Origin of the sequence: Gillisia sp. CAL575 (genome assembly GCF_000403785.1) — a bacterium.
GTDB lineage: Bacteria > Bacteroidota > Bacteroidia > Flavobacteriales > Flavobacteriaceae > Gillisia.
Map to the genome: position 1 here is coordinate 39128 of NZ_APHJ01000017.1, position 26297 is coordinate 65424.

The following is a 26297-nucleotide window of genomic DNA, read 5'->3' on the forward strand; positions in this document are numbered from 1 at the left end:
ATCAGTTTTAATTCTCTTCTAAACAGGAATTTATATCTGGGCTTATCAGTAAATTGTTAACATTAACAATATTAAATATTTAACATTTGGGGCGCACTAAATTGAAAATATTTCTTGCTAGTTCACTTATTTTATTGGGGAATGCAATAAGTGATTGCATGGCGCAGGAAGTACCAGGAATCGAAAAACTAACGGAAGTAAACGGAAGTTTTCAAAAAATAAATAAAATTCAGCAAGATAGTATTGGTAATCTTTGGATTGCTTCAGATGATCATGTGCAACGTTACAACTCGTTCTTTTCAGAATATTACGACCAATTTAAAGGCATGCCCGATAATATAGGGCAAATTAACACGCTCTTTATAGATTCTCAAAATCGCATCTGGGCAGGTTCAGAAAATGGGCTATATCTCTATGTTCCGGAAAAAAATACTTTTGTTGGTATTCCTTCAGAAAGAGCAAATATTAAAACGAATGTCCAACAGATCGCAGAAGATGAATTCGGGAATATATGGATAGGCTCTAATACTGGGATTTGGAACTTCACCAGAGATCAATTAGTACTTATTTCGCCATTTCCTTCTAAGCAATCTGTGAATGACATTGCTCCTGTGAATCAGCGTGTCGTGTTTGGCACTTCTAAAGGATTGTTCAGTTTAAATAAGAATAGTGGGCAGTATAAAAAGATCCCGCTTTTAAGCTATAAAGATTTTAATATTCAAAGCATTCTCTTTACGGGAGATTATTACTTAATTGGTACCGAGGAAAACGGTCTTTATAAAACAGATAAAAATTTTAGCAATCCAGAAAAAATATATAGTCTTCCATATTCGGCTCAAAATAAACCTATCGCAGATATTTCTTTAGATAAAGCGGGGAATGTATATCTAGCTTCTAAAGGTGATGGATTACTGATCTTGAATAAAAACCTGAAACTTGCCTCTCATTATTTACAACAAGAGAATAATAACCTATCCTTATCTGATAACAATTTAAATGGATTGTATCTGGATAAATATAATACGCTTTGGGTTTCTACTGAATCGGGACTTATAAACTCTATTAATTTAAAGCAGAACAACTTTGAATTCTTGAGGCACGACCCTAAAAAGTATAGTAGTATTGCCGATAATTTCACAACTGCCATAGAAGAAGATAAGAATGGGAATGTCTGGTTTGGAACTAGACAGGGCTTAAGTGTTTGGAATAGAAGTGCTGATTCCTGGCAACACTTGAAGAATCTTTCATTTAAGTACCAGAGTAATATTCCAGATATTATTCGTGATTTACAAGCAGATGGGATGCATATGTGGGTTGCAACTTTCAACGATGGAGTCTACAAGATTAATATAAATACTTTTTTAAGAGCACAATATTCTACAGATGCATCTAATAAAACCGGGCTTCAAAAAGTGAATGCGTTATTGGTAGACACCAATAAAAATGTGTGGGCTGGAGGTGAAGACGGCAATTTAACTCGTATTAGTCCAACTAACGAGATTAAAAGTTTCACTCTGCGAGGTATAAGTGCGATGGCGCAATTGGCTAACGGCGATGTGATGGCTGCTGGTAAGAATGGCGTGTTCAGTATTCATACGGGATCAAATACCTTTCAGCCTATAAAGAAATTGGATCCAAATAATAAAAACCTTCCTTATTTTAATATCAATTCCATTAGCGAAACCTTAGCAGGCGAAATTGTTTTAGCAACAGAAGGAGCTGGGATTGTTGTTTATAATCCTGAGAATGGCTCTGTTAAGGTTATAGATGTAAAATCGGGCTTACCTTCTAATAGGATTCAAGGTTTGTTGATTTATGGTAGAAATGAAATTTGGGCAGGGACTAATAAGGGTCTAGTGAATTTTGTAATAGAAGATAATCCAACAATTCGTGTTTTCGATAAAGATGACGGCCTCTTGAGTGCGGTTTTTACAAGAGGTAGTTTTGCGCAACTAGATAATAAATTAGCTTTTGGAACCCTAAAAGGAGTTAGTGTTTTTAATCCGAATAAATTAAAGAGTAAGCTGGTAACTGTACCCAATATCTTGTTTGGCTCTTTAGACGTGAGGTCTAGAGATGAAGGAACAAAATCGCTTTCTAATTTTAGCTCAGGCAAGAATTTGAATTTAAAATCAGATCAGAACTCTTTTCATATAGAATTCTACGGAATGATCCCTGGAAATTATTCTCAATTGGCGTATTCCTGGAAATTACAAGGTTTAGATAAGGAATGGTCTGAACCAAGTGCTCAAAATGAAGCGAATTATGCAAACCTGGCATCTGGAAATTACACGTTTTTAGTTAAAGCTAGAAAGGCAAATGGACCATGGAGCTCTGTGAAACAAATTTCTATGAATATCGCATCTCCTTGGTGGGCATCTACAGAAGCATATTTGATCTACGGACTTTTATTGCTAGTCTTAATTGCAATTCCATTTTACCTCTTCAGAAATTATAAAAAGAGATCTAATAGGGCGGCAAGGTCTAAGTTTTATAGTAACTTAAATCAGGAAATTGGAACCCCACTTAGTATATTATTAACCTCTTTAGATACTATAGCTGAGGAAGAGTCTAATAAAAAACATCGTTTAAAGAATACTGTGAAGAGGTTAAAGGAATTGTTGGAACCAATTTTGAATTTTCAGCCTTCTAAAATGAGTATGACAAATGCTACTCCAGTAATTTCTAAAATTTCCCTTAACCATTATTTTGAAGATTTAGTCAAAGATTTTAATCCGCTACTTCGTCAAAAACATTTGGAGATCATTATAAATAATCAGTGGAATCAGGAGTTCTTTTATTATGATGCAGATAATTTGAATAAGATCTTTTTCAACCTGATTTCTAGTGCGATAAAATATTCTTTTGATGAGGGGAAAATAATCATTAATCTAATAGGTACCAATAAAAGGGATCTTAAAATACAGGTGGCAGATAATGGTTTAGGACTGCCAAGAGAAGATCAAAAAGTGATTAAAGAATATTATAGCAGTTCAAGAAGCGGAGTGGCTGCAGAGAACTCAGAGCATATCAATTTGTTATATGTAAAAGATTTTATAGATAAATTGGGAGGCACAATAGTATTTGAAAGCAGCAAAAACCAAGGGACTACTTTTACTTTGATCCTAAAAAATCATATTAAAGTTGAGGTTACAAAACCTCTTAAGACTAAAAATAATGAAAGAGGATTGGTAGACGAGCCAACACTTAAAAGAGAACCAGAAACTGAAGTAAAGAGAATTGTTAAGCCTATTAAACTAGAGAGAAATATTGAAAATGTAGAAAGTGTTTCTCGAGAAATAGAGTCAAGAAAAGAGATTACTTCAGAAGAGATCAGGATCTTGATAGTGGAAGATAATGATGAACTTAGAAAAGAATTTGTTGAATCTTTTAAGAAATTAGCCGAAGTCTTTGATGCAAAAAATGGCTTAGAGGCTTATGAGGTTGCGTGTAGTATAGTTCCAAATGCTATTATTTCTAGCTATGATATGCAGGGAATGAATGGAATTACACTTTACAATGCGCTTAATGAGAACATAGAACTCCAAAATGTGCCTGTATTTATGATGATCTCAGATGAAGACAGGAAGCAACTAACCATAGAGAATCAATCGGAAATGCTTCAATTAATTGATAAACCGGTAGATCTTGAGCTATTGTTGAAAAAAGTGGGAGATACATTAAATGCTACGGATTCTCAACCTTACTTCAACAATAAATTAAGTGAACGAAACAGTAATCTGCTAAAGGGCGGTTTAGATGATAAGTTTATAAACAACTTGGAGAATATCATCAAGCAAAATATGCAGGATAGTAGTTTCACAGTAAAAGAATTAAGCGAAGCTATGGGAATGACTAGTAATTCTTTCTATTTAAAATTAAAAAAATATAGCGGGCTTACACCATTAGATTTTATAAATAAAACCAAACTAATATATGCTAAATCGCTAATTAGTAATGGAGAATCAGATCTTTCTGAAGTTGCCAGGCAAGCGGGTTTTCAGAATAAAGATATTTTCTTTTCTTCCTATAAAAAGCATTTTGGTTATATGCCTGGAACGATTATGGAAAAAGATGATCCTTCTAAATAGATATTGAGACTATCTAAATAAATTATTCTTTTTAATGAGTTGGGTGGTAATTTCTGGCAGCATATTTTCCCAGCCAGATTTACCATCTAAGATCATTTGATACACTTCTCTGGAATTTATATCTAATGTAGAGGGATCATAATCTGTAATGTCCACAACTCTTCCATTATCTTTAAAGAATTTGTACAATTCTTTCATTCTTGGATGTACTTTCAAATTTTCACTGGTGGTAATTTCTCCAGTTTCAGGATCTTTTAGAGGGTACAAATAAACTTTTAGATCCTTAAAAAATAATTTACCAAAAGCTTCTAAAATACCTCCACTAAGATGTCTATAATATTTTTCATCAAAAATATCTATGAAAGTGTTTACTCCCATTGTTAGCCCCATTCTTTCTGAGGTGTGTTGTGCAAAATATTCTACTACTTTATAGTACTCTTGAAAATTAGAGATCATTACAGTTTGCCCAAGAGAACAAAGTAATTTGGCTCTATCCATGAAATCTTTTTCGTCTATTTCTCCTTCTGCACGTAAATTGGAAAGTGTCATTTCAAAGATCACCATTACTTTTTCCTTGTCTACTTTCTTTTCATTCAGAAAAAGTTTTAGAGACTTTTCATACATGCTCATATTCACCTTGGTTACAGGCCTAAAGCTACCACGAAGGGTTAATATATTGCGTTTGTAAAGAACATTTGCAGGAAGAATATTATGCCCGTCTGGAGCAAACATCACAGCATCTGTCATTCCGTTTTTAACCAATTGCAAACTCATTAATCTATTATCTACCTTTTCAAAGACAGGGCCTGTAAAATTAATAGTATCTATCTCAATCTGGTCCTTATCTAGCTGATCATAGAGATGATTTAGAAGGTTCTTTGGATCGTCATGAAGATAATAAGCTCCATGGATTAAATTCACTCCCATAGTTCCAATAGTAATCTGCTGAAGAACAGCTAAGGTTTCATGAAACTGTACGTGTAAAATGATCTCACTATATTCTTCTTCAGGTTGGGTTTGAAATCTGATTCCCATCCAACCATGACCTTTATATTTTTTAGCGAAATCTATAGTAGTTACCGTATTTGCATAGCTAAAGAAAAGTTTGTCTGGATGTTTTTCTCTTGAGATCCTATTCTCAATAAGACCAGTTTCAAAAGAAAGAATGCTTTTTAACCTATTCTCAGTAACATATCTTCCGTCATCTTCAATTCCATAAATAGCATCACTAAAATCCTTGTCGTACGCGCTTATTGTTTTTGCGATAGTACCTGATGCATCTCCAACCCTAAAAAAGTTACGTACAGTTTCCTGTCCTGCCCCGATTTCAGCGAAAGTTCCATAGATATTTTCGTTAAGATTTATACGGAGACATTTGTTCTCTATAGAAAGTGTGCTTTCGAGCTCTTTATCACCTTTTACGCTAACAGGCATATTTTATTGTTTTAAAATTGGCAGTCTAAATTTAAGAAGATAAAATTGTTTCCTTATTAACTTTATCATAATCATCAAATTAATTTTAGGGATCGCTTATAATCGATTGAAATTCAATTAATAATCAATGATAATACTGTAACAATTATATCGTATAAGCGTCATTATATAAATAACCTTCATGAAATCATTAGTTTTAAGTGCAGTTCTCACTTTCTTTGCTTTTGTTCAAATTGCAAAAGCAAAGGAAATATCAGGACAGATTTTAGATTTTTCCAATAAAGAACCAATTCCATTTGCTACACTTGTTTATGCAAATGAGCGAGGGGTGTTAGCTAATGAAGAGGGGAAATTTAATATTCAGGCAAATCTTGACCCTTCTACTATTATTAGCATTTCTTCTATAGGATATGAAACTAAAGAATTACCGATTTCTAAAGTTAATGGTCACATAATTTATCTGAAATCACAAAGCATTCAGTTAAACGATGTTTTTCTTTCTGATAAGATGTTGAGTGCAGAAGAAATCATTTCAAAAGTAAGCCAGAACGTACGGGATAATTATAATTTCAATTATACTCAAAAACGTTTTTTCTTTAGAGAGTCTGATGTGAATTATGTGCGTCAATTTGATATGGACATAGACGAAAGTACAATACCCGAACTTAACCAATCTTTAATGGATAGTATTTCTAAAAGTATCCCTAAAATGAGCGATTCTTATAGGGAGGTTCTGGGTGATTTATATGGAAATTACGCAGAGCAGAAATTAAACGTACTAAAAGCGGCAAATCTTGAAAATCCTAAAAGCAGAGAGTCATTAACTGAACTTTCAGATAAACTTCAAAATATATTTCAGAAAACGTTAAAGAAGAACTCCTATTTAAAAATAAAATCTGGATGGCTAGGAGTGAAGGTTGATGCTGAAGAACTACGGGATGAATTAAATGAGCATGAGGAAGGAGTAGCAATTAAACCAGAACCCACAGCTGAGGAATTGGAAAAAATTAAAGCTACTAAACTGAAGTATTTAAAACAGAACACTGTCTCTGATATTAACGGATTATTGAATGCTATGTTCTGGAAAAGCGATAATACCCTAGATGTTTTTGAAAAGTCCAGAAAATATAAATTTGAGGTGAATGGATATGTTCAAATAGAAAATGTTATGGCTTATGTTATAGATTTTGAACCAAAACGAGGCGGAGATTTTAAAGGCAGAATATTTGTAAATACTCAAGATTTTGGTGTGTATAGAATAGATTTTGAAAATGTAAAAGACCTAAGTAGTTTTAGGCTATTAGGAATTTCTACTGCCAGCGATGTTTATAGCGGTAAGATGATCTTTGGAAAAGATGAAATTGGCAAATACAATGCTAAGTATTTAGAGTTGGTAAAAGGAGAAAGCTTTGGAGTTGAAAGACCATTGACAATTATAGAGAAAAATAAACTTGTAGCCGGAAAAAGGAAACAGAATGAATTAGATCTAGATATTAAGATAAAAGTGAAGCAATTAAATAAATTACAACTCATAGTCTTTGAGAATTCTAATTTGGAAGCTTCAGATTTCAAAAATTTTAAAAGCAAAGATGAAGATTTTGAATATCAAAAATTTACAAACTACAATCCAGAATTTTGGGATGGATATAATATTATAGAACCAAATGCGGCAATTAAGGCATTTACAGCTCCGCAAACTGAAGATTAGATATATTTCTTATTCAAAAAAAGGAAGCTGTTGGATCTTAAAATAGCTTTCATTATAGATTTAATCTTTATCTACAACTACTTTATAACTTGGATCTTCCATAATATTAACATCAATAATCGCTTCTGCATTTTTTAATAATACAATACAATCATTGCTTAAATGTCTTAGATGTACTTTTTTACCTAGTTTATGATAACGATGGGTAACTACGTTTAACGCTTCAATAGCAGACATATCTGAAACCCTACAATCTTTAAAATCAATGATCACTTCGTCTGGATCGCTACCCACGTCAAATTTTTCAATAAATGCAGTTGTAGACGCAAAAAATAAAGGACCATATATTTCATAATGTTTAACTCCATTTGCATCAACATGTTTTCTGGCTCTAATTCTTTTAGCACTTTCCCAGGCGAAGAACAATGCAGAAATAATAACACCTACTAAAACTGCTAAAGCCAAATTATGTAATAGAACAGTGATTGTAGCAACTATTAAGACGAGAAAAACATCCTTTTTGGGAACTCTATTAATAATTTTAAAGCTTGCCCATTCAAAAGTTCCAATCGCAACCATGATCATAACACCTACGAGTGCTGCCATTGGTAATTGTTCTATTATTGGAGCGCCAAATAAAATTATCACAAGTATTGTTAATGCTGCAACAATTCCGGCCAAGCGCGCTCTTGATCCAGCAGATAGGTTAACTAAAGTTTGAGCGATCATCGGGCAACCTCCCATTCCAAAGAAAAAGCCATTTAAAATATTAGAACTCCCTTGAGCGATACATTCTCTGTTTCCGTTTCCTTTAGTTTCCGTAATTTCATCTACTAAATTTAAAGTAAGTAAGCCTTCAGTTAATCCTACAGCAGCCATGATCATAGAATAGGGTGCTATCAATTTTAAAGTTTCCCAATTTATTGGAATATTAGGAATATGAAAGGGTGGAAAACCACCACTAACAGATGCAATGTCTTTTACTGTTTTCGTATCTATTCCTAAAAAATACACCAATATAAATACAACGATAATTGCAACTAAAGAAGAAGGAACCGCTTTTGTTATTTTAGGTAGTAACACAACAATCGCTATAGTTAAGGCCACCAGCCCCGCCATGATTAGTAAAGGACTTCCAGTAAGCCAAACTATATCACCGTTTAACACCGTTTTAAACTGGTCTAATTGTGACATAAAAATAATGATTGCCAATCCGTTTACAAATCCAAACATAACAGGATGAGGTACTAGTCTTATAAACTTTCCAAGTTTAAAAACGCCTACTAAAATTTGAAATACTCCGGCTAATGCAACCGCGGCTAAAACATACTCAAGCCCGTCAGAATTCATAAGAGCAATTAAAACAATAACAGTTGCACCAGCTCCTCCAGAGATCATTCCTGGTCTTCCACCAAAAATCGCTGTTACCAAACCAGCTATAAAAGAAGCATATAATCCCATTAACGGAGGGAAACCAGCTAATATTGCGAAAGACAAAGACTCTGGAATCATAGTCATAGCAACCGTTAGACCCGCCAACACTTCGGTTTTATAATTTACTTTTTGTGAAAAATCGAAAAGATTAAAAATTTTTGTCATTAAATGTGTCTAAAACTATGAGGAAATAGTGCTAATGGAATATTTCAAAATTATTTTCTTTGGATTACAACTAATTGCTTCATAATTAAAAGCTTAGCTCTAAAATACCTAAGAATCGGCAAAAATATCGATTTTAATTTAAATCTAACTTGGAAAGCTGTTTAAATCCAGAGGATTGAATCTTTCTATAACTTCTTTGGGGTTTATAAGGAAATCCTTTTTGTCACTTCGAGCGGAGTCGAGAAGTCTTTTCTTTTGAACTTCTTCTTTGGTCTTTATTCTTTTCAGAAAAACAATTTTTAGATAACACCCTAAATTTAGAAAGGCTTAAAAAGTTAGGAATGACTTAGTAAATAAAATATCTTTGCAAAAAATCTTTCTTATGGCACATAAAGCTGGTTTTGTAAATATTATTGGAAATCCAAACGTTGGTAAGTCCACCTTAATGAATGCTTTTGTAGGTGAAAAATTATCTATTATCACCTCTAAAGCACAAACTACCAGACACCGTATTCTGGGAATTGTTAATGGAGAAGACTTTCAGGCGATCTTAAGTGATACTCCGGGAATTATTAAACCCGCTTACGATCTTCAACAATCTATGATGGATTTTGTAAAGTCAGCTTTTGAAGACGCAGATATTCTTATCTATATGGTAGAGATAGGTGAGCAGGAATTAAAGGATGAAGCTTTCTTTAAAAAGATCACCAATGCTACCATTCCTGTGTTGTTGTTACTTAATAAGATAGATATTTCCAATCAAGGTGTGTTAGAAGAACAAGTTGCTCATTGGACAGCTAAAGTACCGAATGCCGAGATCTATCCTATTTCTGCTTTACAAGGATTTAATGTAGCTCAGGTTTTTAATAGAGTAGTAGAGTTATTACCAGAATCTCCAGCCTTCTATCCTAAAGATACTTTAACCGATAAGCCAGAGCGATTCTTTGTAAACGAGATCATTCGTGAAAAGATTTTAATGCATTATAAAAAGGAAATCCCATATTCTGTAGAGATAGATACCGAGGAATTCTTTGAGGATGAAGAAATCATTAGAATGCGAAGTATTATTATGGTAGAGCGCGAAACTCAAAAAGGGATTATTATTGGCCATAAAGGTGCAGCTCTAAAAAGAGTAGGAGTAGAGGCTAGAAAAGATCTGGAAAAATTCTTCGGGAAGCAAGTTCACCTGGAACTATACGTAAAAGTGAATAAGAACTGGCGTAATGATTCTAAGCAACTAAAAAGATTTGGGTATAATAAGAAGTAATCATTAAATAAAGTCTAATAAAAAGCCTCGATAATTTAAGTTATTGAGGCTTTCTTATTTATTTTATATAAAGTGGCTATAACTTAAATCTCCATAGCATCTGTCGCAGATGATTTTCCAGACATTTCTAATAATTCTTCTACATAACAACGTTTATTAGAAAGTCTTGGAATTTTATGTTGTCCACCTAATTTGTCATTTTTCTTTAGCCAATCATAAAACAACTTCTCACGAGCTTGATGAACCTTTGGCATATTTAAGGTCATGTTATTAAAACGCTTTGCTTCATAATCACTATTTAATTGTTGTAAAGCCAGGTCGAGTTCAATAATAAAAATTTCTAGATTTTCTGGTGGGGTTTTAAACTCAATGATCCATTCATGAGCTCCTTTTTCTTTTCCCTCCATAAAAATTGGAGCAGCTGTATAATCTATGATCTGGCAGCCGGTGATCTGTGATGCTTTTTTAAGAGCATTATCGGTGTTTTCTATGATTAACTCTTCTCCAAAAACATTGATATGATGCTTAGTTCTTCCAGAAACTTTAATCCGGTAAGGACTAATAGAAGTAAATCTCACTGTGTCTCCAATTCTATATCTCCATAAACCTGCGTTTGTAGTTATAACAACCGCATAATTCACATCGGTTTTTACCTCGCTAAGCGGAATTATTCTTTGTTCTGTTGTGCCATAGGCATCCATGGGAATGAATTCATAAAAGACCCCATAATCAAGCATTAACAAAAGTTCATTCGAATTATTGTGATCTTGACAAGCAAAAAAACCTTCAGAAGCATTATAGATCTCATAGTATCTAAAAGAATCCTTGGGAAGTATTTTTTTATATTGATCTGCATAAGGTTGAAAATTCACTCCTCCGTGAAAATACACCTCCAGATTTTGCCAAACTTCAAATAAGTTCTCTTTTCCGCTAGTATCTAAAACCTTGTTTAGCAAGACCAACATCCAGGAGGGAACTCCTGCCAAGCTGGTTACTTTTTCTTTGATGGTTTCATTAACAATCGCTTGCATTTTGATTTCCCAATCGTTCATAAGGGAAACTTCGCTGCTGGGTGTGCTGCTGAATTCTGCCCAAAAAGGCATGTTTTCAATTAGTATTGCTGAAAGATCTCCATAAGAAGTACCATTATTTCTATATATTTCTTTGCTTCCGCCTAAGCGCAAGCTCTTTCCTGTAAATAATTGTGATTGCGGATTATTATTGAGATACATACACAACAAATCTTTCCCAGCCGCATAATGACAATTCTCTAAAGAATCGTCGCTTACAGGGATAAACTTGCTTTTTGCATTAGTAGTACCACTGGATTTTGCAAACCACTTGATAGGCGTAGGCCAAAAAATATTGTTTTCGCCTTTTCTACTACGTTCTATAGATGGCTCATATTCTTCATAAGAATGAATTGGAACTCGTTCAGCAAAGGTTTTGTAATTGGTTATTTCAGAAAAGTTATATTTTTTTCCAATTTCAGTATGTCTGGCCGTGTTTATAAGTGATCTTAAAAGTTCTTGCTGAACTTCATTAGGATACTTCATAAACAACTCCATTTGATGGATACGCTTCTTCAAAACCCAAGAGGCGATAGAGTTTACTAGTGGAATTGGCATTATTCTTTTATCTTTAAACCTTATTTAAAACGCTTGGTAATATACAGTATATCCGATAAAATTAAAACTAATCTGTTAGCTTACAATAAGCATTACCTATAAAATTAAACAAATTGTTATGAGATACGAAGGTGTTCTATCAAAAATGAAAACCGAGCTGCAAAAAGAAGTAGAATATTATATGGTATTTGAGTCTGATTTCCTGAATGTTAATCAGATTCTCAATAAACGAATTAGCATAAATTTTTTGAGATATCAATGCATGAATTGTGGCTTACAGAAGAAAGTATTTGCTCAGGGATTTTGTTATGACTGTTATTCCTCTATTCCACAAGCCGGGAGTTGGATTATGAATCCGGAGTTGAGTAAAGCTCATTTAGATGAAGAAGACCGCGATTTAGAATATGAGAAGCAGGTACAATTAAAACCTCATATTGTATATCTGGCTAATTCCAGCAATGTGAAAGTGGGAGTCACTAGAAAGTCACAAATTCCAACAAGATGGATAGACCAGGGGGCGCATGAAGCTATTGAGATCGTGGAAGTGCCAAATAGATATTTGGCGGGGATAACTGAAGTTGCACTAAAATCTCATGTAGCAGATAAAACGAATTGGCGTAAGATGCTTACTAACGATATTAAAGACCTGGATCTTGCAGAAGAACGTGAAAAACTGAAACAGTATATTCCAGAAGAGGCAACGCAATACTTTTTGGGAGCTAATAAAGAAACAGAAATACATTTTCCTGTTCTCGAATATCCTAAGAAAGTAAAAACCTTAAACCTGACCAAAGCCCCATTTTATGAAGGAGTTCTAAAAGGTATTAAAGGACAGTATTTATTATTTGAAGATGGCACTGTATTTAATGTTAGAAGTCATGAAGGTTTTGTGGTGGAACTTTTAATACTCTAATCTTCGACAGAACTGGACTTACAATTATATTCAAAGCTACCGTCATTCTGTTCCGATAATAATTGGAACTGTTTCAGAACCTATTCCATAAAAATAGATTTACGGAGGTATGTAAATAAGGATATGCGATTCATTTTCAAAAAATTACCACGCCTCTTATTGTCTGTTCGAGCGAAGTCGAGAATTTTTTTACTCAATTAAGAGGTTTCAACTCCACTCAACCTGACAACATTACTACATTATAATTTCAGTAATTTCAAACCTCTGTGGATTTTCTCGATAAGCTTAGTTAAATTCTACTTGAGGTTAAAATGGAGTTATATAGTAACTCTACCATTTTAATTCACTTTCGTAGTATCAACTTTTTTAGGTTTTTTATTTAAAAATCCACCTAAGATATCTCTCGCAACGTCTTTAACTTGCTGTTGCTGTTGAGTTCTCACTGTATCTTTTTGGGTAAGAACTGGTGCTCCTGTAGAATCTACAGTGGTTTTTGTATTCTGCTTGTTTTGCCCGCTAAGAATATTACCCAAGGCATCTATTCCTTTATTAGTGAGTTCCTTTTTTTGCTGAGCAATAATTTGTTGTGTTAGTCCGCTAATGGCTTGCTGCATATTTAGATTTATCTGCGGACTTTGTAAATTTCCTTTAAGACCAATTGGTATTGCTACTGTCATATTCTGTAGGTCTTGTGCGCTAAGCTTAGATAAGGTATTTCCAATTTCACTCCCTAACATTTTTGCTGGTACATCTAGCGTAAGATTATAGTCCATAACATTATCAAAACTATGATTCCCTGCAACTGTCACTTTTATTCCTTTAACAATAAAATCGAAAGGAGCAACATCTACGCTTCCATCGTTAAAAGTGAGTTTTCCCTTTAAATTATCAAGATTTATATCATTAAAATCTATAAAACCTAATTTTTCGTCCAACTTAGAAAGTAATGCCATTTGTTCTGGATTTACTTTAGCAGTTAAAATTTGAGCCAAGGCTTGTCCAGCAAGGCTTGAGAGTTGTGGTGTGAAATCTTCGTTGAGATTTCCCGAAAGATTTAATTGGGTTTGAATTTTTCCTTGTAATGCCTTAGCAATAGGAGCAAGTTGTTGTAGTAATTCTAATCCTTCAAACGATTTTGAAATATCCAATGCGTTTAATCCCATATCCATAGAGAAAGTTGGAACCGCATTTTTAGTTGAAACATTTCCATTTAATGCAATAGAACCATCAAAAATATTGGTGGTCACATTTTGAAGTGTAGCGGTTTCATCTTTAATAATCATGGTTCCAACTACATTTTTGAGCACTAAATTATCGTAAAGTACAGTATTGGCGTTAAACGCCATTGTTGCATCTAAAAACGAAGGTATTTTTATAGCTTCTTTTCCAGTAGTTACCACTTTTGCTTTTTCAGTAGGAACTCCATCTTTATCTGTTTTTTCAACTGTTTTAGTTTCTGCGATCATAAAGTCATTTACAGAAAAAGTGTTGGATCTCAATTGGAAATTTCCTTTCAATTGTTGGTCTGTAAATAAATAACCCATTAAATTCTGAATAGATCCGGTAGCATTGATATCTGTTTTTCCACTAGTAAGCATCATTTCTGAAACCTGCACATTTCCTTGGTTGAATTTAAAATTTGCTGTAGCAATTTTCACTTCATTCGGGATTTCTGGAGTTTTATAAGAAAAGTTTTTTATACTCGCCACTCCACTACTATTCACGTTTTGATACTGTTCTTTTTCAATAGAACTCATATCAAAAGATGTTTTAAGATCGGCTGTTAAAATACCATTTAGGTCTTGTTGCATTTCCAGTGGATATGCTTTTTCTAAATTGGCAAGATTTATAGTTCCTTTAACAGCAAGATCTACCAGCATGTTTCCAGTAAGGTTCTTGATTTTTCCATTCCCACTAAAAGAATCCTGATCTATTCTAAAACTCATTTTATTTATGTCTAAAAATGTGTCATCTACAAGTCCGGTTTCGTTGATTATAGCAACATCTATATTAATATCATCAACCCCTTTTGGAAGATCTGGATATTTAAAAGAAGCATTGCTTGAACTTATCTTGATGTCCATTTTTGGAATATACGTATCATCTACGATTCCTTTAATAATTCCGCTCAACATAAAATCACCCTGAGTATCTACATTTTCAATATTCTTAGCATAGATAGCCGGAATAACTGCCAGGAAATTTTTAAATGAAGAAGAAGGGGTTTTAAAGGAAATGTCAATTTCATTATTATCATCATTTACCTTAACATACCCATCGAAGGTTAATGGTAATTGATTTAAAGTAGCTTTATTCTCTAAAAAGGTATATTTCATGTTATCCAAGTCCATCTGGATCACTGCTTCTAAGGCTAGTTTATTTTTATTTAAATAATTTGTTCCATCATAATCCAAAGAAATAAGAGAATTGGTTTTTGTGTTTAATTCAGACTGAGCTAAAGAAAAATCCCCTGTTCCCTGATGATTAAGGTTTTCTAAACTTAATGCCATCTTATTGCCATCGTCTACATATTTAAGTCTGGAATTATTTATCTCGTAATGTTTAAGGTCTAGCTTAAATGGGTTTGAAGTGGAGTCTGTTTCTACCGTGGTAGAATCTATAATGGCTATATCATAATTATTATTCCCTAAGGAATCTACCTTGATGTTTACAAAAGCCTTGTTCAGGATTAATTCATCTATCTTTTTTGGTTGATCACTACCTTTAAAAAGTTCTTTTATAGACATCTCCAGAAGCAATTCTTCAGTAACAGCAAGCGTGTCCCCTGCGAATGGCGCCTTGTTTATGATGCTAAGATCCTTTAAAACCAAAGTTGCCTGCGGAAAACTTCTGAATAATGTAAGATCTAAGTCGCTGAATTCTACCGAAGCATTTACATTTTTATTAATGGTCTTTTTAACCATGTCTTTTAACTGTGCTTCAAATATAAAGGGTGCAGTAATTAAGAGAACGATAATTACCAGTAACGTAAAACCTATAATTTTAAATGTTTTTTTCATTTTTCTAAATTAGATCTCCAATTATAAGAGGTTTATTCTTGCTAATGCTTTGTGCTAAACCTTAATACAATCTCTAAGCCAATTGGTTAATTAATTAGAGATTGTTATATTTTTTATATAACACTAGAATACAAAGTTAATAGTCTGAAATTTTCTTTTACTTAATTTGTTGTGAAAATAATTTGGACGTTATTGTTCTTTAGGTTCACTAATAGTAATATGAACTGAAGTATATTTAGCCTTCTGGGTAAACTAAATGTTACTTCCGATTGAATTTTGATCAGAAGAGAAATCAAAAAGATAAAAATGGGTTATAATATTGTGCTAATTGAACCGGAAATCCCAATGAATACTGGGAATATTGGGCGTTTGAGCTTAGCCTCAGGTTCTACTTTACATTTAGTGAAACCTTTTGGTTTTGAATTAGATGATAAACGAGTTAAGCGTGCGGGGCTTGACTATTGGAAACATATTTCATTAAAGATCTATGAAAATGTAGAGGAATTCTTTGAACTGAATAGAGATAAAAAAATGGCTTTTTTCTCCAGTCATGGAGATAAAGAGTATTTGGATATTGATTATACAGATGAAATGTTCTTGGTTTTTGGCAAAGAATCTGTTGGTTTGTCTTCAGAAATAATTGAACAGAATAAGAATGACCTTTATAAAATCCCCATTTACAGTGAGCATATAAGAAGTCTTAATCTTGCAAATGCAGTTAGTGTGGTTGTCTACGAAGGAATACGGAAATTGAAGATTTAAGATCTTAATCTTCGCGATCTTTTGTTAGTGATTTATTAATTTTTGAGAGTACTTCTTCAGGAAAAGGAAAAACGATCGTTGAATTTTTCTCTGCCGCAATATTAGATAGGGTCTGGTAAAGTCTTAATTTAATTGCTGAAGGAGATTGATCTATCAATTTTCCTGCTTCTAAAAGCTTTCCTGCAGCTTGCTCTTCGGCCAAAGCGAGGATTATCTGCGACCTTCGGGAGCGTTCTGCTTCTGCTTGCCCTGCCATCATGCGTTTCATGTTTTCAGGTAACTGGATGTCTTTAATTTTCATCCCTATAATTTCAATTCCCCATTCCCGGGTTTCCTCTTCTACGATCGCCTTTATGTTCTTACCCATCTCCTCTCGTTTAGATAGAATAGTATCTAGTTCCACTTTTCCGCAAACATCTCTTAATGCAGCTTGTGACAATTGAGTGATCGCATAATTATACTCTTCTACCTGTAAAACCGCTTTTTCAGGATCGTTAATTCTAAAGAAAACCACGCCATCTATGCTACAAGGAACATTATCCTCGGTCATTACTTCTTGAGAAAGGATATTAATTGTGATCACCCGAATATCTACTATTTGGATAGTTTCAACCAAAGGAATTATCCACTTAAAACCTGGTTTTAACGTCTTTATATATTTACCAAATCTAAATTTTAAAGCTCTTTTGTACTCAAAAACAATTCGAATACCACTTAATAAGATAAAAAATAATAGAACTACGAAAACTGCGGAAGGTACCATAGGCTTAGAATTAAGTTAACACTAACTCCAATTCATTAAATCAGGTTTTTAGAGGGGAAACGCTATTATTGGGTCGACATTTGTAGGAACTTAATTAACCTATACGTTTCAAAAATCCTGACAGGGAATTTTAATAAATTCATCTAAATTTAAGCATTGTTAGAGGATAATGCAAGGCGTGAAGCATTTAGGTTTCCTAATTTTTAAAATCTCCAAATGTAAAGCCCTGCACTGGTTTTTTAATTTCGCTAAAAAATAGTTTTTTATAACCTCTCTTCATTAAAGTTAAGTTTATGTTGATTTGTTTTACTTAATTTGCTGAGAAATTTAATAACTCCCTTCTTAAACCTTCAATTTTAAGTTTGAATTCTCCAAGATTATACTATATAGCGCTAGGCAGTAATGATGGCAATAGAATGCAATTATTACAGCAAGCTATAGCTGAGATTTATACTGAAATTGGTGAGGTGAATAGTATTTCTCAAGTATACGAGACTCCAGCTTGGGGTTTTCAAGGCGATTTGTTTTTAAATGCTTGTGCGGCTTTCTCTTCAAGATTTTCTCCAGAAGAAGTTTTACAGAAGCTCTTAGCAATAGAAACCGATTTAGGAAGACTTAGAACAAATAATGAAGGATATTCTAGTAGAAAAATAGATCTGGATATTATATTAGTGCAGGATGAAATTATAAATTCTTCAAGCTTAAAAGTTCCACATCCCGAGATGCAAAATAGGAAGTTTGTATTATTTCCATTAGCAGATATTGCAGGCAAGGAAATACATCCAATTTTGAAAACATCTATAGCCGATTTAAAAGACCGACTAGAAGATGATTCTTCAATAGAGGTTTATCCAGAAAGTCTAGTTTCGCCATCCAAAAAATATAGCTTTATCAACTACAATTACATAGCTATTGAAGGAAATATTGGAGCTGGAAAGACAAGTTTATCCACAATGGTTTCGCAAGATTTTAATGCGAAATTAATTTTGGAGCGATTTAAGGATAATCCTTTTTTACCTAAATTTTACGAAGACAAGAATAGATATGCTTTCCCGCTGGAAATGTCCTTTTTAGCAGACCGTTATCAGCAACTTTCAGATGATCTTGCGCAGTACGATCTCTTTGCAGATTTTATAGTTTCAGATTACGATGTGTTTAAATCTTTGATCTTTGCTAAGATCACGCTTCAGGAAGATGAATATGCTTTATATGATAAGCTTTTCAGAATAATGTATAAAGAATTGATCAAGCCAGATCTTTATATTTATCTATATCAAAATACAGAAAGATTACTTGAAAATATTAAAAATAGAGGTCGTGATTACGAGCAAAATATTCAGCCAGAATATTTAATAGAGATCAATAAAAGCTATTTATCATTTATTAAATCTCAGTCCAATATCAAAGTGAAGATCATTGACATATCTGAACTGGATTTTGTAAATAATCGCTGTGATTACCTAGCTATTTTAGAGAAAATAGAAGAAACAGTTTCAGGAATTTCGCGTTAAAAATTATTTTTAAGAAGATATTTTGCTGAAAAGATCCCATAAAACAACACCTGTGCTTACTGCTATATTTAAGGAATGCTTACTTCCAAGTTGAGGTATTTCTATTATTTTATCACTGGCAGAGACTACTTCTTGCTGCACACCTTTTACTTCATTTCCAAAAACTACCGCATAAGTTTTATCTTTTTTCGGCATAAAGTCATTTAACATGATTGCGCCTTCAGCCTGCTCTATTGCTAAAATTTGAATCTGCTCATCCTGAAGTTGTTTGATAAGAGAGATGGTATCTTCCACATATTCCCATTCCACAGTTTCTGTAGCTCCTAAGGCTGTTTTTTGAATGTCTTTATGCGGTGGAGTAGCGGTGATGCCACATAAATACACCTTTTTTATTAAAAAAGCATCAGCCGTTCTAAAAACAGAACCAATATTATTTAAGCTTCTAATATTATCCAGAATTACAATTAGAGGCGTTTTAGTTGCTTCTTTAAATTCTGAAATAGTCTTTCTTTCTAACTCGCTATTTTTTAATTTTCTATTTTCGGCCATATCGCAAAAATATGAATATTTATATGCATTTTTTGAGATGTTAAAAGGAAATAGTTAACCTAGTTTTCTTCAAAATTTAATATTTCCTGAGTAACTTGCTTGCTTATAAAAAAACAGCTCTTGCCAAGACCACAAAGATCCTTAAAACCTGAAAAGATTAACTTTAAAGAAAGCTTTGCTTCATTAAAGTTCGTGCCTCGTTTTTTTAAAGAAATACGAAAGGTCAATCCTTTATTATTCTATGCAAACGTAGCAAGTAGAGTAATAAATGCGAGTTTACCCGTACTCATTTTATTGATAGGAAAAATAATTGTAGATGAGGTGGTGCTTCAAATAGCTGCAGATGTAAAAGATTATGACAGGCTTTGGTTATTTGTAGGAATAGAACTTGGATTGGCAATACTTTCAGATCTATTGTCTAGAGCAATCGCGCTTACAGATGCGCTTTTGGGAGATCAATATTCTATAGATACTTCAGTAAAGATCATAAAGAAAACTTCAGAAATAAATTTAGATCAGTTAGAAGATTCAGAATTCTACGATAAATTAGAACGCGCAAGGCAACAAACAACAGGAAGAGTAGGCTTGATGTCTAATATTTTAACTCAAGGCCAAGATGTAATTGTAATTATTTCTTTAATGGCTGGGGTGGTTGCCTTCGAGCCTTGGCTAATAATTCTGCTAATTGTTTCTATAGTCCCAACTATAATTAACGAAATTAAATTTAGCGGGACTAGTTATTCTTTGGCCAGAAGTTGGACACAGGAACGTAGAGAACTAGATTATTTAAGATATGCGGGTGCTAGTGATGTTACTGCCAAAGAGGTGAAATTGTTTGGTCTTTCAGATTACCTTGCAACTAGATTTCAAAACCTTTCCAATAAATATTATAAGGAAAGTAAGCAGCTTGCAAAGCAGCGTGCAGCCTGGGGTTCATTTTTCAATGTAATAGGAACTGGGGCATATTATGGGGCATACGTGCTAATAGTTTTTAGAACCGTTGTGGGTGTATTTAGTTTAGGAGATCTTACCTTTCTTTCGGGATCTTTTAAAAGTTTGCAAAATAAATTACAAGGGTTTTTTACCAGATTTACAGCGATTACAGAAAGCGCATTATATCTTCAAGATTATTTTGAGTTTTTAGATCTTACATTTGATAGATCTGAAGAAGTTTCAGGACTTGCTTTACCTAAAAATATTAAAACAGGATTTACCTTTATTAATGTTGGTTTTAAATATCCAAAATCTGAAAGATGGGTAATTCGCAATGTGAGTTTTGAATTGAAAGCAGGTGAGAAGCTTGCTTTTGTTGGAGAAAATGGAGCAGGGAAAACCACTCTTATAAAATTATTGTTGCAATTCTATGAACCAACCGAAGGTGAAATCCTATTGGATGGCGTGCCAATTAAAAAATACAATCAGCTTCAATATCAACAATATTTCGGAGTGATTTTTCAGGATTTTGTGAAATTCGAATTAACATTACGGGAGAATATCGCGATGGGTGAAATAGATGAGATCGGGAATCAATCTAGAATAGATAATGCAGCAGATAAAAGCCTCGCAAATCAGGTAGTTTCAGAATTACCTGGTGGCTACGAGCAGCAATTAGGAAAGCGATTTAAAAATGGTAAGGATCTTTCGGGAGGTCAATGGCAAAAGATCGCTATCGCAAGAGCTTATATGAAAGATGCTGAAGTATTAGTTTTAGATGAGCCAACGTCAGCATTAGATGCAAGAGCAGAAACGGAAGCTTTTGATAGATTTATAAAATTGACCGAAGGAAAAACAGCAGTGATCATTTCACATAGATTTAGCACTGTTCGAATTGCAGATCGTATTATGGTATTAAAGAATGGAACTGTTCTAGAAATTGGAACTCATCAAGAATTAATGGAGAATAATAAATTATATACCGAATTATTCAATCTTCAAGCGGCGGGGTATCAATAATATTTCCTCATATTATCTCGGCGATATATGAGAAAATCACATGAATAATTTAATTTTTATTAATACTTAATAGGTATTTAACATATTTTTAATAACTTTGATTATCTTATTCATAATAAATAAGATTTTTTTACTCCTTCCCCCTCAAATATCCCAGATAGTGTTTTCCGTATTTTACGGAAACCGGCCCCACATTTTAGTTTTAAATAATTGCACTGATTCTTGAATTTAAAATTCTGGATCGGGATTTTATTATAATTAATTAACCAACTAAAATTTAGAGATTATGAGAACTATTAAATTATTAGGGCTTTTATTGTTCGGTTGTATGTTCACGTTTAACATGCAATCTCAGGAAGAATCTAGGTATCAGAGATATCTAATCCATATGGATCCTGTGAAACCTTCTATGCAAACAGAGTATGAAAAAACTGCTACGGACTTTGCGAAAATGTGTAAGGATAACAACTATGCGCACAGTTGGATGACATTAGCTACAGAAGATAATAAGTATCATTACATATCTCCTATGAAAAATTTTGCAGAACTCGATGTTAATTCAATGTCCTCTTTAAGAGAGAAAGTGGGAGCTGAGGATTTTGATAAGGTTTTTGAAGATTTTGATAAATGTTATGATAAGCATTCAGACTATGTTATCAGCCTTGATAAGGAATTGAGCTATATGCCAGACGGAATGCAAACTATGATTGAAGGAGAGAATTATAGAGAAAACACTTTGTATTATTTTGCTCCTTCAAATAGTGATAAAGCGGTTGAAGTAGCACAAGCCTTCAAGAAATTTTATACAGATAATAATATTGGGACGCATTATAGACTCTATAGAAGTGGATTTGGGACAGATGGCACCTTCTTTTTGGTAGCTGTTGCGGCAAAAGATGCGATGGATATGGAACGTAAAAGTGCTGAAGCAAGAAAAATTATGGGACCCAAAGGGCAAGAACTTTTTGCCAATCTTAATAAGATCCTTTTAAAAACAGAGACGGTGAGAGGTTGGATGAGACCAGATCTTTCCTATATGGCTTCCAAGTAAAGATCAAGAGATTTAAAGTACCTAAGATCTTTAGTAATAACCTACGATTAACCATTTAAGTATATAATTATGAAAAGAATTTTTTACTTGATATTGCTAGTCCCTTTTCTAGCAGTATCCCAGAGCAGCACCGAGTATATGGTTTTTGAAAACGGACTGTTATCCCCTAAATTGGATAAGATTTCACAATTTGAATCTGGACTCGCTTCACACAATAAACAATATCATAATGAAGGTCAATATGGTGCCAGAGTCTATTGGATAGGGAATGGACCTAACACTGGAAAATATTTATGGGTAATGGGGCCTTTACCTTGGAGTGCGTTTGATAATAGACCTGAAAAAGAAGGGCATGATGAAGATTGGAACTCCAATGTACTTCAATACATGTTGCCAGAAACAGATCAGACCTATTTTAAGTTTGAAGCAGGACTTTCTAATTTTCCTAAAGATTTTACACTGAGTAAATTGCTGGTAGATTATTATGATATAAAACCTTATCAAGGAGCAAAAGCAATGGCTTTGTTAGGAAAGATACAAAAGGTTATGAAAGATAAGTTCTCTGAAGAGGCTTTCGGAATTTATACAAATGAACTACCTAATAGCAAGGATGGAAATGATATCTCCTTTATTTCGTTTTTCGAAAAATCTGCTTGGATGGGAGAAGACTGGAAGTTTGCAGATAAATTTAATGAGGTGCATGGGGCTGGAAGTTTTGAAACTTTCCTTAAAGACTGGGAGAATGTAACTCAAGGGAAGTATTCTGAGTTATGGTTTTTTAGACCAGAACTTAGTGGGATTTCTGGGGAAATAAAAGTTGCACAGCGACAACCAAATTAGAGGATTATAAAAACTATAATTTTTTTCATCGTGTTGTTATGTATGCTTGATGGTTCAAATTTTTTTTCTCAAGTTCAAAAATCGCTTATGTCTTTAAAATATTAGACAGGTGATCCTGCAGACTGGAAAAAGGAACTTGATGCAGTTATTGCTGCGCCAGATAATCATAAAGTATTGTTGGGAAATGACAAAAACTCAGAAAAAAGAGCCAATACAACATAAGTAAGACTAATTAGAGCTAATTAGAGTAGAGCCAAAAAAAAAATAAGATTCTTTGATTCTATTTTTAAAAAATAAATCTTAATTACATTATTAGCATCCTCTTAACCAAGTATAGAGGTTAGAGAATGCTTTAATTTTGAAATAAATTTGATCTCTTTTAAATTGAACTATATATTAGAGACATTCTACTTCGTAGCTATTGTGAATAATTTTGGATAAAAGCATCTTTTTAAATTTCTCATAGCCTTTAGGATTGAGTATTTTAGCAAGAATAAAATTTAAATCCTTTGGCAGCTAAAAAACCTAAATCAATCACTCCTTTAATGAAACAATATAACTCCATTAAGGTGAAATATCCTGATGCACTTTTGTTGTTCAGAATTGGAGATTTTTATGAAACATTTGGAGAAGATGCCATTAGAACCTCCAGAATTTTAAACATTGTTCTAACTAAAAGAGGGAATGGCAGTGAAACAGAAACTGCCTTGGCAGGATTTCCTCACCATGCCCTAAATACCTATTTGCCAAAGTTGGTTAAAGCTGGTTTGCGGGTGGCAATTTGCGATCAGTTAGAAGATCCTAAGCTCACAAAAACTATTGTAAAAAGAGGAGTTACAGAGTTGGTAACTCCAGGAGTTGCAATGAATGATGAGGTTTTAAATAGCAAGGCCAATAATTTTTTATGTGCTGTTCATTATGGTAAGAAAACCATGGGAATTTCTTTTCTGGATGTTTCTACGGGGGAGTTTTTAACGGCGCAGGGTTCAGCAGAATATATAGATAAATTGCTTCAAAATTTTGGACCTAGTGAAGTCCTTATTCAGAAAAACTATAAAAAGGAATTTACTAAAACTTTTGGAGACAGTTTTCATTGCTTTTATCTAGAAGATTGGGTTTTTAAATTAGATTATGGATATGAATCCCTGAACGAACATTTTAAAACTAAGTCTTTGAAAGGCTTTGGAGTAGATCATTTAGAAGAAGGGATTATTGCTTCAGGAGCTATTCTATATTACCTAAGTGAAACCCAACATCATAAATTGCAGCATATCGCTTCTTTAAATAGAATTGCTGAAGAGGAATATGTGTGGATGGATAGGTTTACTATTAGAAATCTTGAGTTGTACAATTCCAACGCCCAAAATGCAGTAACCCTTTTGGAGATCATAGATAAAACTATTTCCCCAATGGGAGGTAGAATGATGAAACGATGGCTAGCGCTTCCGCTTAAAAATGCTGAAAAAATAAAAGCTAGGCATCAAGTGGTAAGCTATTTTAGTCAGAATAAAGAAGAGTTAGCACAACTTCAGAAACAAATAAAAAGAATTAGCGATCTAGAAAGATTGATCTCTAAAGTAGCTACTGGGAAAATTTGTCCTCGAGAAGTAATTCATTTAAATAATTCTTTAGATGCCATTATGCCAATCAAAAAACTGGCAATGAGTGCTAAGGAAGAGTCGTTAAAAGTGCTTGGTGATAAATTACAAAGCTGTGAGGTTTTAAGAACTAAGATCAACGAAATGTTGCATGAGGAGGCTCCTGTAAATATTGTGAAAGGAAATACCATTGCTAAAGGTTATCACTCGGAGTTGGATGATCTTAGAAATATTGCTTTTTCAGGAAAAGATTACTTGAATGAGATGTTGGAGCGGGAAAGTAGAGCTACGGGAATCACTTCTCTTAAAATAGGAAGCAATAATGTTTATGGCTATTATATTGAGGTAAGGAATAGCCATAAAGATAAAGTGCCGGAAGAATGGACTAGAAAACAGACTTTGGTGAATGCAGAGCGGTATATTACTGAAGAATTGAAGGAATACGAAGGTAAGATCTTGGGTGCAGAAGAAAAGATCTTGAATTTAGAGCAAGAATTGTTTTCGGGTCTTGTAGACTGGATGAGAGATTATATTAATCCTGTGCAGCAAAATGCGCGATTAATTGGACAGTTAGATTGTCTGTCCTCATTTTCACAACAAGCGATCTTGGAGAACTATAACAAGCCTGAGATAGATGATTCTACAGAATTGGAGATCAAGAATGGTAGGCATCCGGTTATAGAAAAACAATTAGCTCACGGGGAACAGTATATTACCAATGATGTTTTCTTAGATAGAGAAACTCAGCAGGTAATAATGATCACTGGGCCTAACATGAGTGGTAAATCGGCTATTTTAAGACAAACGGCACTTATAGTATTACTGGCTCAAATGGGAAGTTTTGTTCCAGCAGAAAGCGCGAGAATTGGTTTGGTAGATAAAATTTTCACCAGAGTAGGAGCGAGCGATAATATCTCTATGGGAGAATCAACTTTTATGGTAGAGATGAATGAGACTGCGAGCATTCTTAATAACCTCTCTGAACGTAGTTTGGTACTATTGGATGAAATTGGTAGGGGAACAAGTACTTATGATGGTATCTCAATTGCTTGGGCTATTACGGAATATCTTCATGAACATCCTACGCATGCAAAAACACTTTTTGCAACCCATTACCATGAATTAAATGAAATGGGTGACACATTTAGTCGTATCAAGAATTATAATGTCTCTGTAAAGGAATTAAAAGATACTGTGCTTTTTCTTCGGAAATTGATTCCTGGGGGGAGTGCGCATAGTTTTGGAATTCACGTAGCGAAAATGGCAGGAATGCCACAACAAGTAATAAGTAGAGCTAATAAGATCTTGAAGAGGCTGGAAAAATCTCATAAAATGGAAGATTCTGGGGAAATTTTAAAAAATTCTGCGGAACAAGAGATGCAATTAAGTTTTTTCAATTTGGACGATCCTTTGCTTCAGGAATTGAAAGAAGAGCTCTTGCATATTGATATTGATACACTTACGCCAATTGAAGCCTTGATGAAATTAAATGAAATAAAGAGAATGCTTTCAGGGAAACAAAAAGCTCAGATTTAAAGGCGATAATTTTGTAGAAAATCCTTTGGTATTATAAGAATTGTTTTAAATTTGCAACCGCAATAAGGAATTAT

The 26297-nt window shown here is 33.6% G+C and carries 16 protein-coding genes; 10 read left to right on the forward strand and 6 right to left on the reverse strand.

What is annotated here, in order from left to right; translation table 11 throughout:
• Positions 1 to 86 precede the first annotated feature (86 nt).
• Entirely contained in the window at positions 87 to 4091 is a 4005-nt protein-coding gene (locus tag I130_RS00335) for a hybrid sensor histidine kinase/response regulator transcription factor (protein WP_198012019.1), read from the forward strand.
• 9 nt (positions 4092 to 4100) lie between these two features.
• Here I130_RS00335 and I130_RS00340 read toward each other — a convergent pair whose 3' ends face one another.
• The gene (locus I130_RS00340) at positions 4101 to 5525 is read right to left on the reverse strand and encodes a hypothetical protein (protein WP_034917292.1); all 1425 of its coding nucleotides are present in this window, start codon (positions 5523 to 5525) and stop codon (positions 4101 to 4103) included.
• Positions 5526 to 5706: 181 nt separating this feature from the next.
• Between I130_RS00340 and I130_RS00345 the strand changes: the two genes are divergently transcribed.
• The gene (locus I130_RS00345) at positions 5707 to 7233 is read left to right on the forward strand and encodes a carboxypeptidase-like regulatory domain-containing protein (protein ID WP_034917297.1); all 1527 of its coding nucleotides are present in this window, start codon (positions 5707 to 5709) and stop codon (positions 7231 to 7233) included.
• 60 nt (positions 7234 to 7293) lie between these two features.
• Here I130_RS00345 and I130_RS00350 read toward each other — a convergent pair whose 3' ends face one another.
• Complete coding sequence (locus I130_RS00350; protein WP_034917301.1) at positions 7294 to 8832, reverse strand: SulP family inorganic anion transporter; 1539 nt, start codon at positions 8830 to 8832, stop codon at positions 7294 to 7296.
• A 382-nt stretch (positions 8833 to 9214) separates the two neighbouring features.
• Between I130_RS00350 and era the strand changes: the two genes are divergently transcribed.
• The gene (gene era / locus I130_RS00355; RefSeq protein ID WP_034917305.1) at positions 9215 to 10099 is read left to right on the forward strand and encodes a GTPase Era; all 885 of its coding nucleotides are present in this window, start codon (positions 9215 to 9217) and stop codon (positions 10097 to 10099) included.
• 83 nt (positions 10100 to 10182) lie between these two features.
• On the opposite strand, the gene I130_RS00360 is transcribed toward era, so the two are convergent.
• Complete coding sequence (locus I130_RS00360; protein WP_034917308.1) at positions 10183 to 11727, reverse strand: GH3 auxin-responsive promoter family protein; 1545 nt, start codon at positions 11725 to 11727, stop codon at positions 10183 to 10185.
• A gap of 118 nt (positions 11728 to 11845) precedes the next feature.
• Here I130_RS00360 and I130_RS00365 point away from each other — a divergent pair, with 118 nt between their 5' ends.
• The gene (locus I130_RS00365) at positions 11846 to 12640 is read left to right on the forward strand and encodes a DUF2797 domain-containing protein (protein WP_034917310.1); all 795 of its coding nucleotides are present in this window, start codon (positions 11846 to 11848) and stop codon (positions 12638 to 12640) included.
• A 338-nt stretch (positions 12641 to 12978) separates the two neighbouring features.
• Here the strand turns inward: I130_RS00365 and I130_RS00370 are convergent, their stop codons facing one another.
• The gene (locus tag I130_RS00370) at positions 12979 to 15660 is read right to left on the reverse strand and encodes an AsmA-like C-terminal region-containing protein (RefSeq protein ID WP_034917315.1); all 2682 of its coding nucleotides are present in this window, start codon (positions 15658 to 15660) and stop codon (positions 12979 to 12981) included.
• Positions 15661 to 15966: 306 nt separating this feature from the next.
• On the opposite strand from I130_RS00370, the gene I130_RS00375 reads away from it, so the two are divergent.
• Positions 15967 to 16422, forward strand: a complete 456-nt coding sequence (locus tag I130_RS00375; RefSeq protein ID WP_034917319.1) for a tRNA (cytidine(34)-2'-O)-methyltransferase — start codon at positions 15967 to 15969, stop codon at positions 16420 to 16422.
• A gap of 4 nt (positions 16423 to 16426) precedes the next feature.
• On the opposite strand, the gene I130_RS00380 is transcribed toward I130_RS00375, so the two are convergent.
• On the reverse strand, positions 16427 to 17185 hold the full coding sequence (locus I130_RS00380) for a slipin family protein (protein ID WP_034917324.1): 759 nt from the start codon (positions 17183 to 17185) through the stop codon (positions 16427 to 16429).
• Between the two features lie 362 nt (positions 17186 to 17547).
• Here I130_RS00380 and folK point away from each other — a divergent pair, with 362 nt between their 5' ends.
• Positions 17548 to 18696, forward strand: a complete 1149-nt coding sequence (gene folK / locus I130_RS00385; RefSeq protein WP_034917329.1) for a 2-amino-4-hydroxy-6-hydroxymethyldihydropteridine diphosphokinase — start codon at positions 17548 to 17550, stop codon at positions 18694 to 18696.
• Between the two features lie 9 nt (positions 18697 to 18705).
• Here folK and I130_RS00390 read toward each other — a convergent pair whose 3' ends face one another.
• Entirely contained in the window at positions 18706 to 19245 is a 540-nt protein-coding gene (locus I130_RS00390; protein WP_034917333.1) for an RNA methyltransferase, read from the reverse strand.
• A 120-nt stretch (positions 19246 to 19365) separates the two neighbouring features.
• Between I130_RS00390 and I130_RS00395 the strand changes: the two genes are divergently transcribed.
• From I130_RS00395 to mutS, 4 genes are all read left to right on the forward strand, one after another.
• Positions 19366 to 21198: an ABC transporter ATP-binding protein gene (locus tag I130_RS00395; RefSeq protein ID WP_034917390.1), complete on the forward strand. Its 1833-nt coding sequence runs from the start codon at positions 19366 to 19368 to the stop codon at positions 21196 to 21198.
• Positions 21199 to 21484: 286 nt separating this feature from the next.
• Positions 21485 to 22249, forward strand: coding sequence for a hypothetical protein (locus I130_RS00400; protein WP_034917336.1), 765 nt, complete (start codon positions 21485 to 21487; stop codon positions 22247 to 22249).
• A gap of 69 nt (positions 22250 to 22318) precedes the next feature.
• Complete coding sequence (locus tag I130_RS00405) at positions 22319 to 23089, forward strand: hypothetical protein (RefSeq protein ID WP_034917338.1); 771 nt, start codon at positions 22319 to 22321, stop codon at positions 23087 to 23089.
• Between the two features lie 509 nt (positions 23090 to 23598).
• Positions 23599 to 26223 (forward strand): DNA mismatch repair protein MutS, encoded by a 2625-nt coding sequence (mutS, locus tag I130_RS00410; protein ID WP_051119566.1) that lies wholly within the window; start codon positions 23599 to 23601, stop codon positions 26221 to 26223.
• Positions 26224 to 26297: the final 74 nt, after the last annotated feature.

What these genes read in the sequence shown, in the direction of transcription:
- I130_RS00405 (WP_034917338.1), top strand. Translation starts at nt 22,319, where the DNA reads ATGAAAAGAATTTTTTACTTGATATTGCTAGTCCCTTTTCTAGCAGTA.
- I130_RS00345 (WP_034917297.1), top strand. Translation starts at nt 5,707, where the DNA reads ATGAAATCATTAGTTTTAAGTGCAGTTCTCACTTTCTTTGCTTTTGTT.
- I130_RS00400 (WP_034917336.1), top strand. Translation starts at nt 21,485, where the DNA reads ATGAGAACTATTAAATTATTAGGGCTTTTATTGTTCGGTTGTATGTTC.
- I130_RS00390 (WP_034917333.1), bottom strand. Translation starts at nt 19,245, where the DNA reads ATGGCCGAAAATAGAAAATTAAAAAATAGCGAGTTAGAAAGAAAGACT.
- I130_RS00365 (WP_034917310.1), top strand. Translation starts at nt 11,846, where the DNA reads ATGAGATACGAAGGTGTTCTATCAAAAATGAAAACCGAGCTGCAAAAA.
- I130_RS00360 (WP_034917308.1), bottom strand. Translation starts at nt 11,727, where the DNA reads ATGCCAATTCCACTAGTAAACTCTATCGCCTCTTGGGTTTTGAAGAAG.
- era (WP_034917305.1), top strand. Translation starts at nt 9,215, where the DNA reads ATGGCACATAAAGCTGGTTTTGTAAATATTATTGGAAATCCAAACGTT.
- I130_RS00375 (WP_034917319.1), top strand. Translation starts at nt 15,967, where the DNA reads ATGGGTTATAATATTGTGCTAATTGAACCGGAAATCCCAATGAATACT.
- I130_RS00340 (WP_034917292.1), bottom strand. Translation starts at nt 5,525, where the DNA reads ATGCCTGTTAGCGTAAAAGGTGATAAAGAGCTCGAAAGCACACTTTCT.
- I130_RS00350 (WP_034917301.1), bottom strand. Translation starts at nt 8,832, where the DNA reads ATGACAAAAATTTTTAATCTTTTCGATTTTTCACAAAAAGTAAATTAT.
- I130_RS00380 (WP_034917324.1), bottom strand. Translation starts at nt 17,185, where the DNA reads ATGGTACCTTCCGCAGTTTTCGTAGTTCTATTATTTTTTATCTTATTA.
- I130_RS00370 (WP_034917315.1), bottom strand. Translation starts at nt 15,660, where the DNA reads ATGAAAAAAACATTTAAAATTATAGGTTTTACGTTACTGGTAATTATC.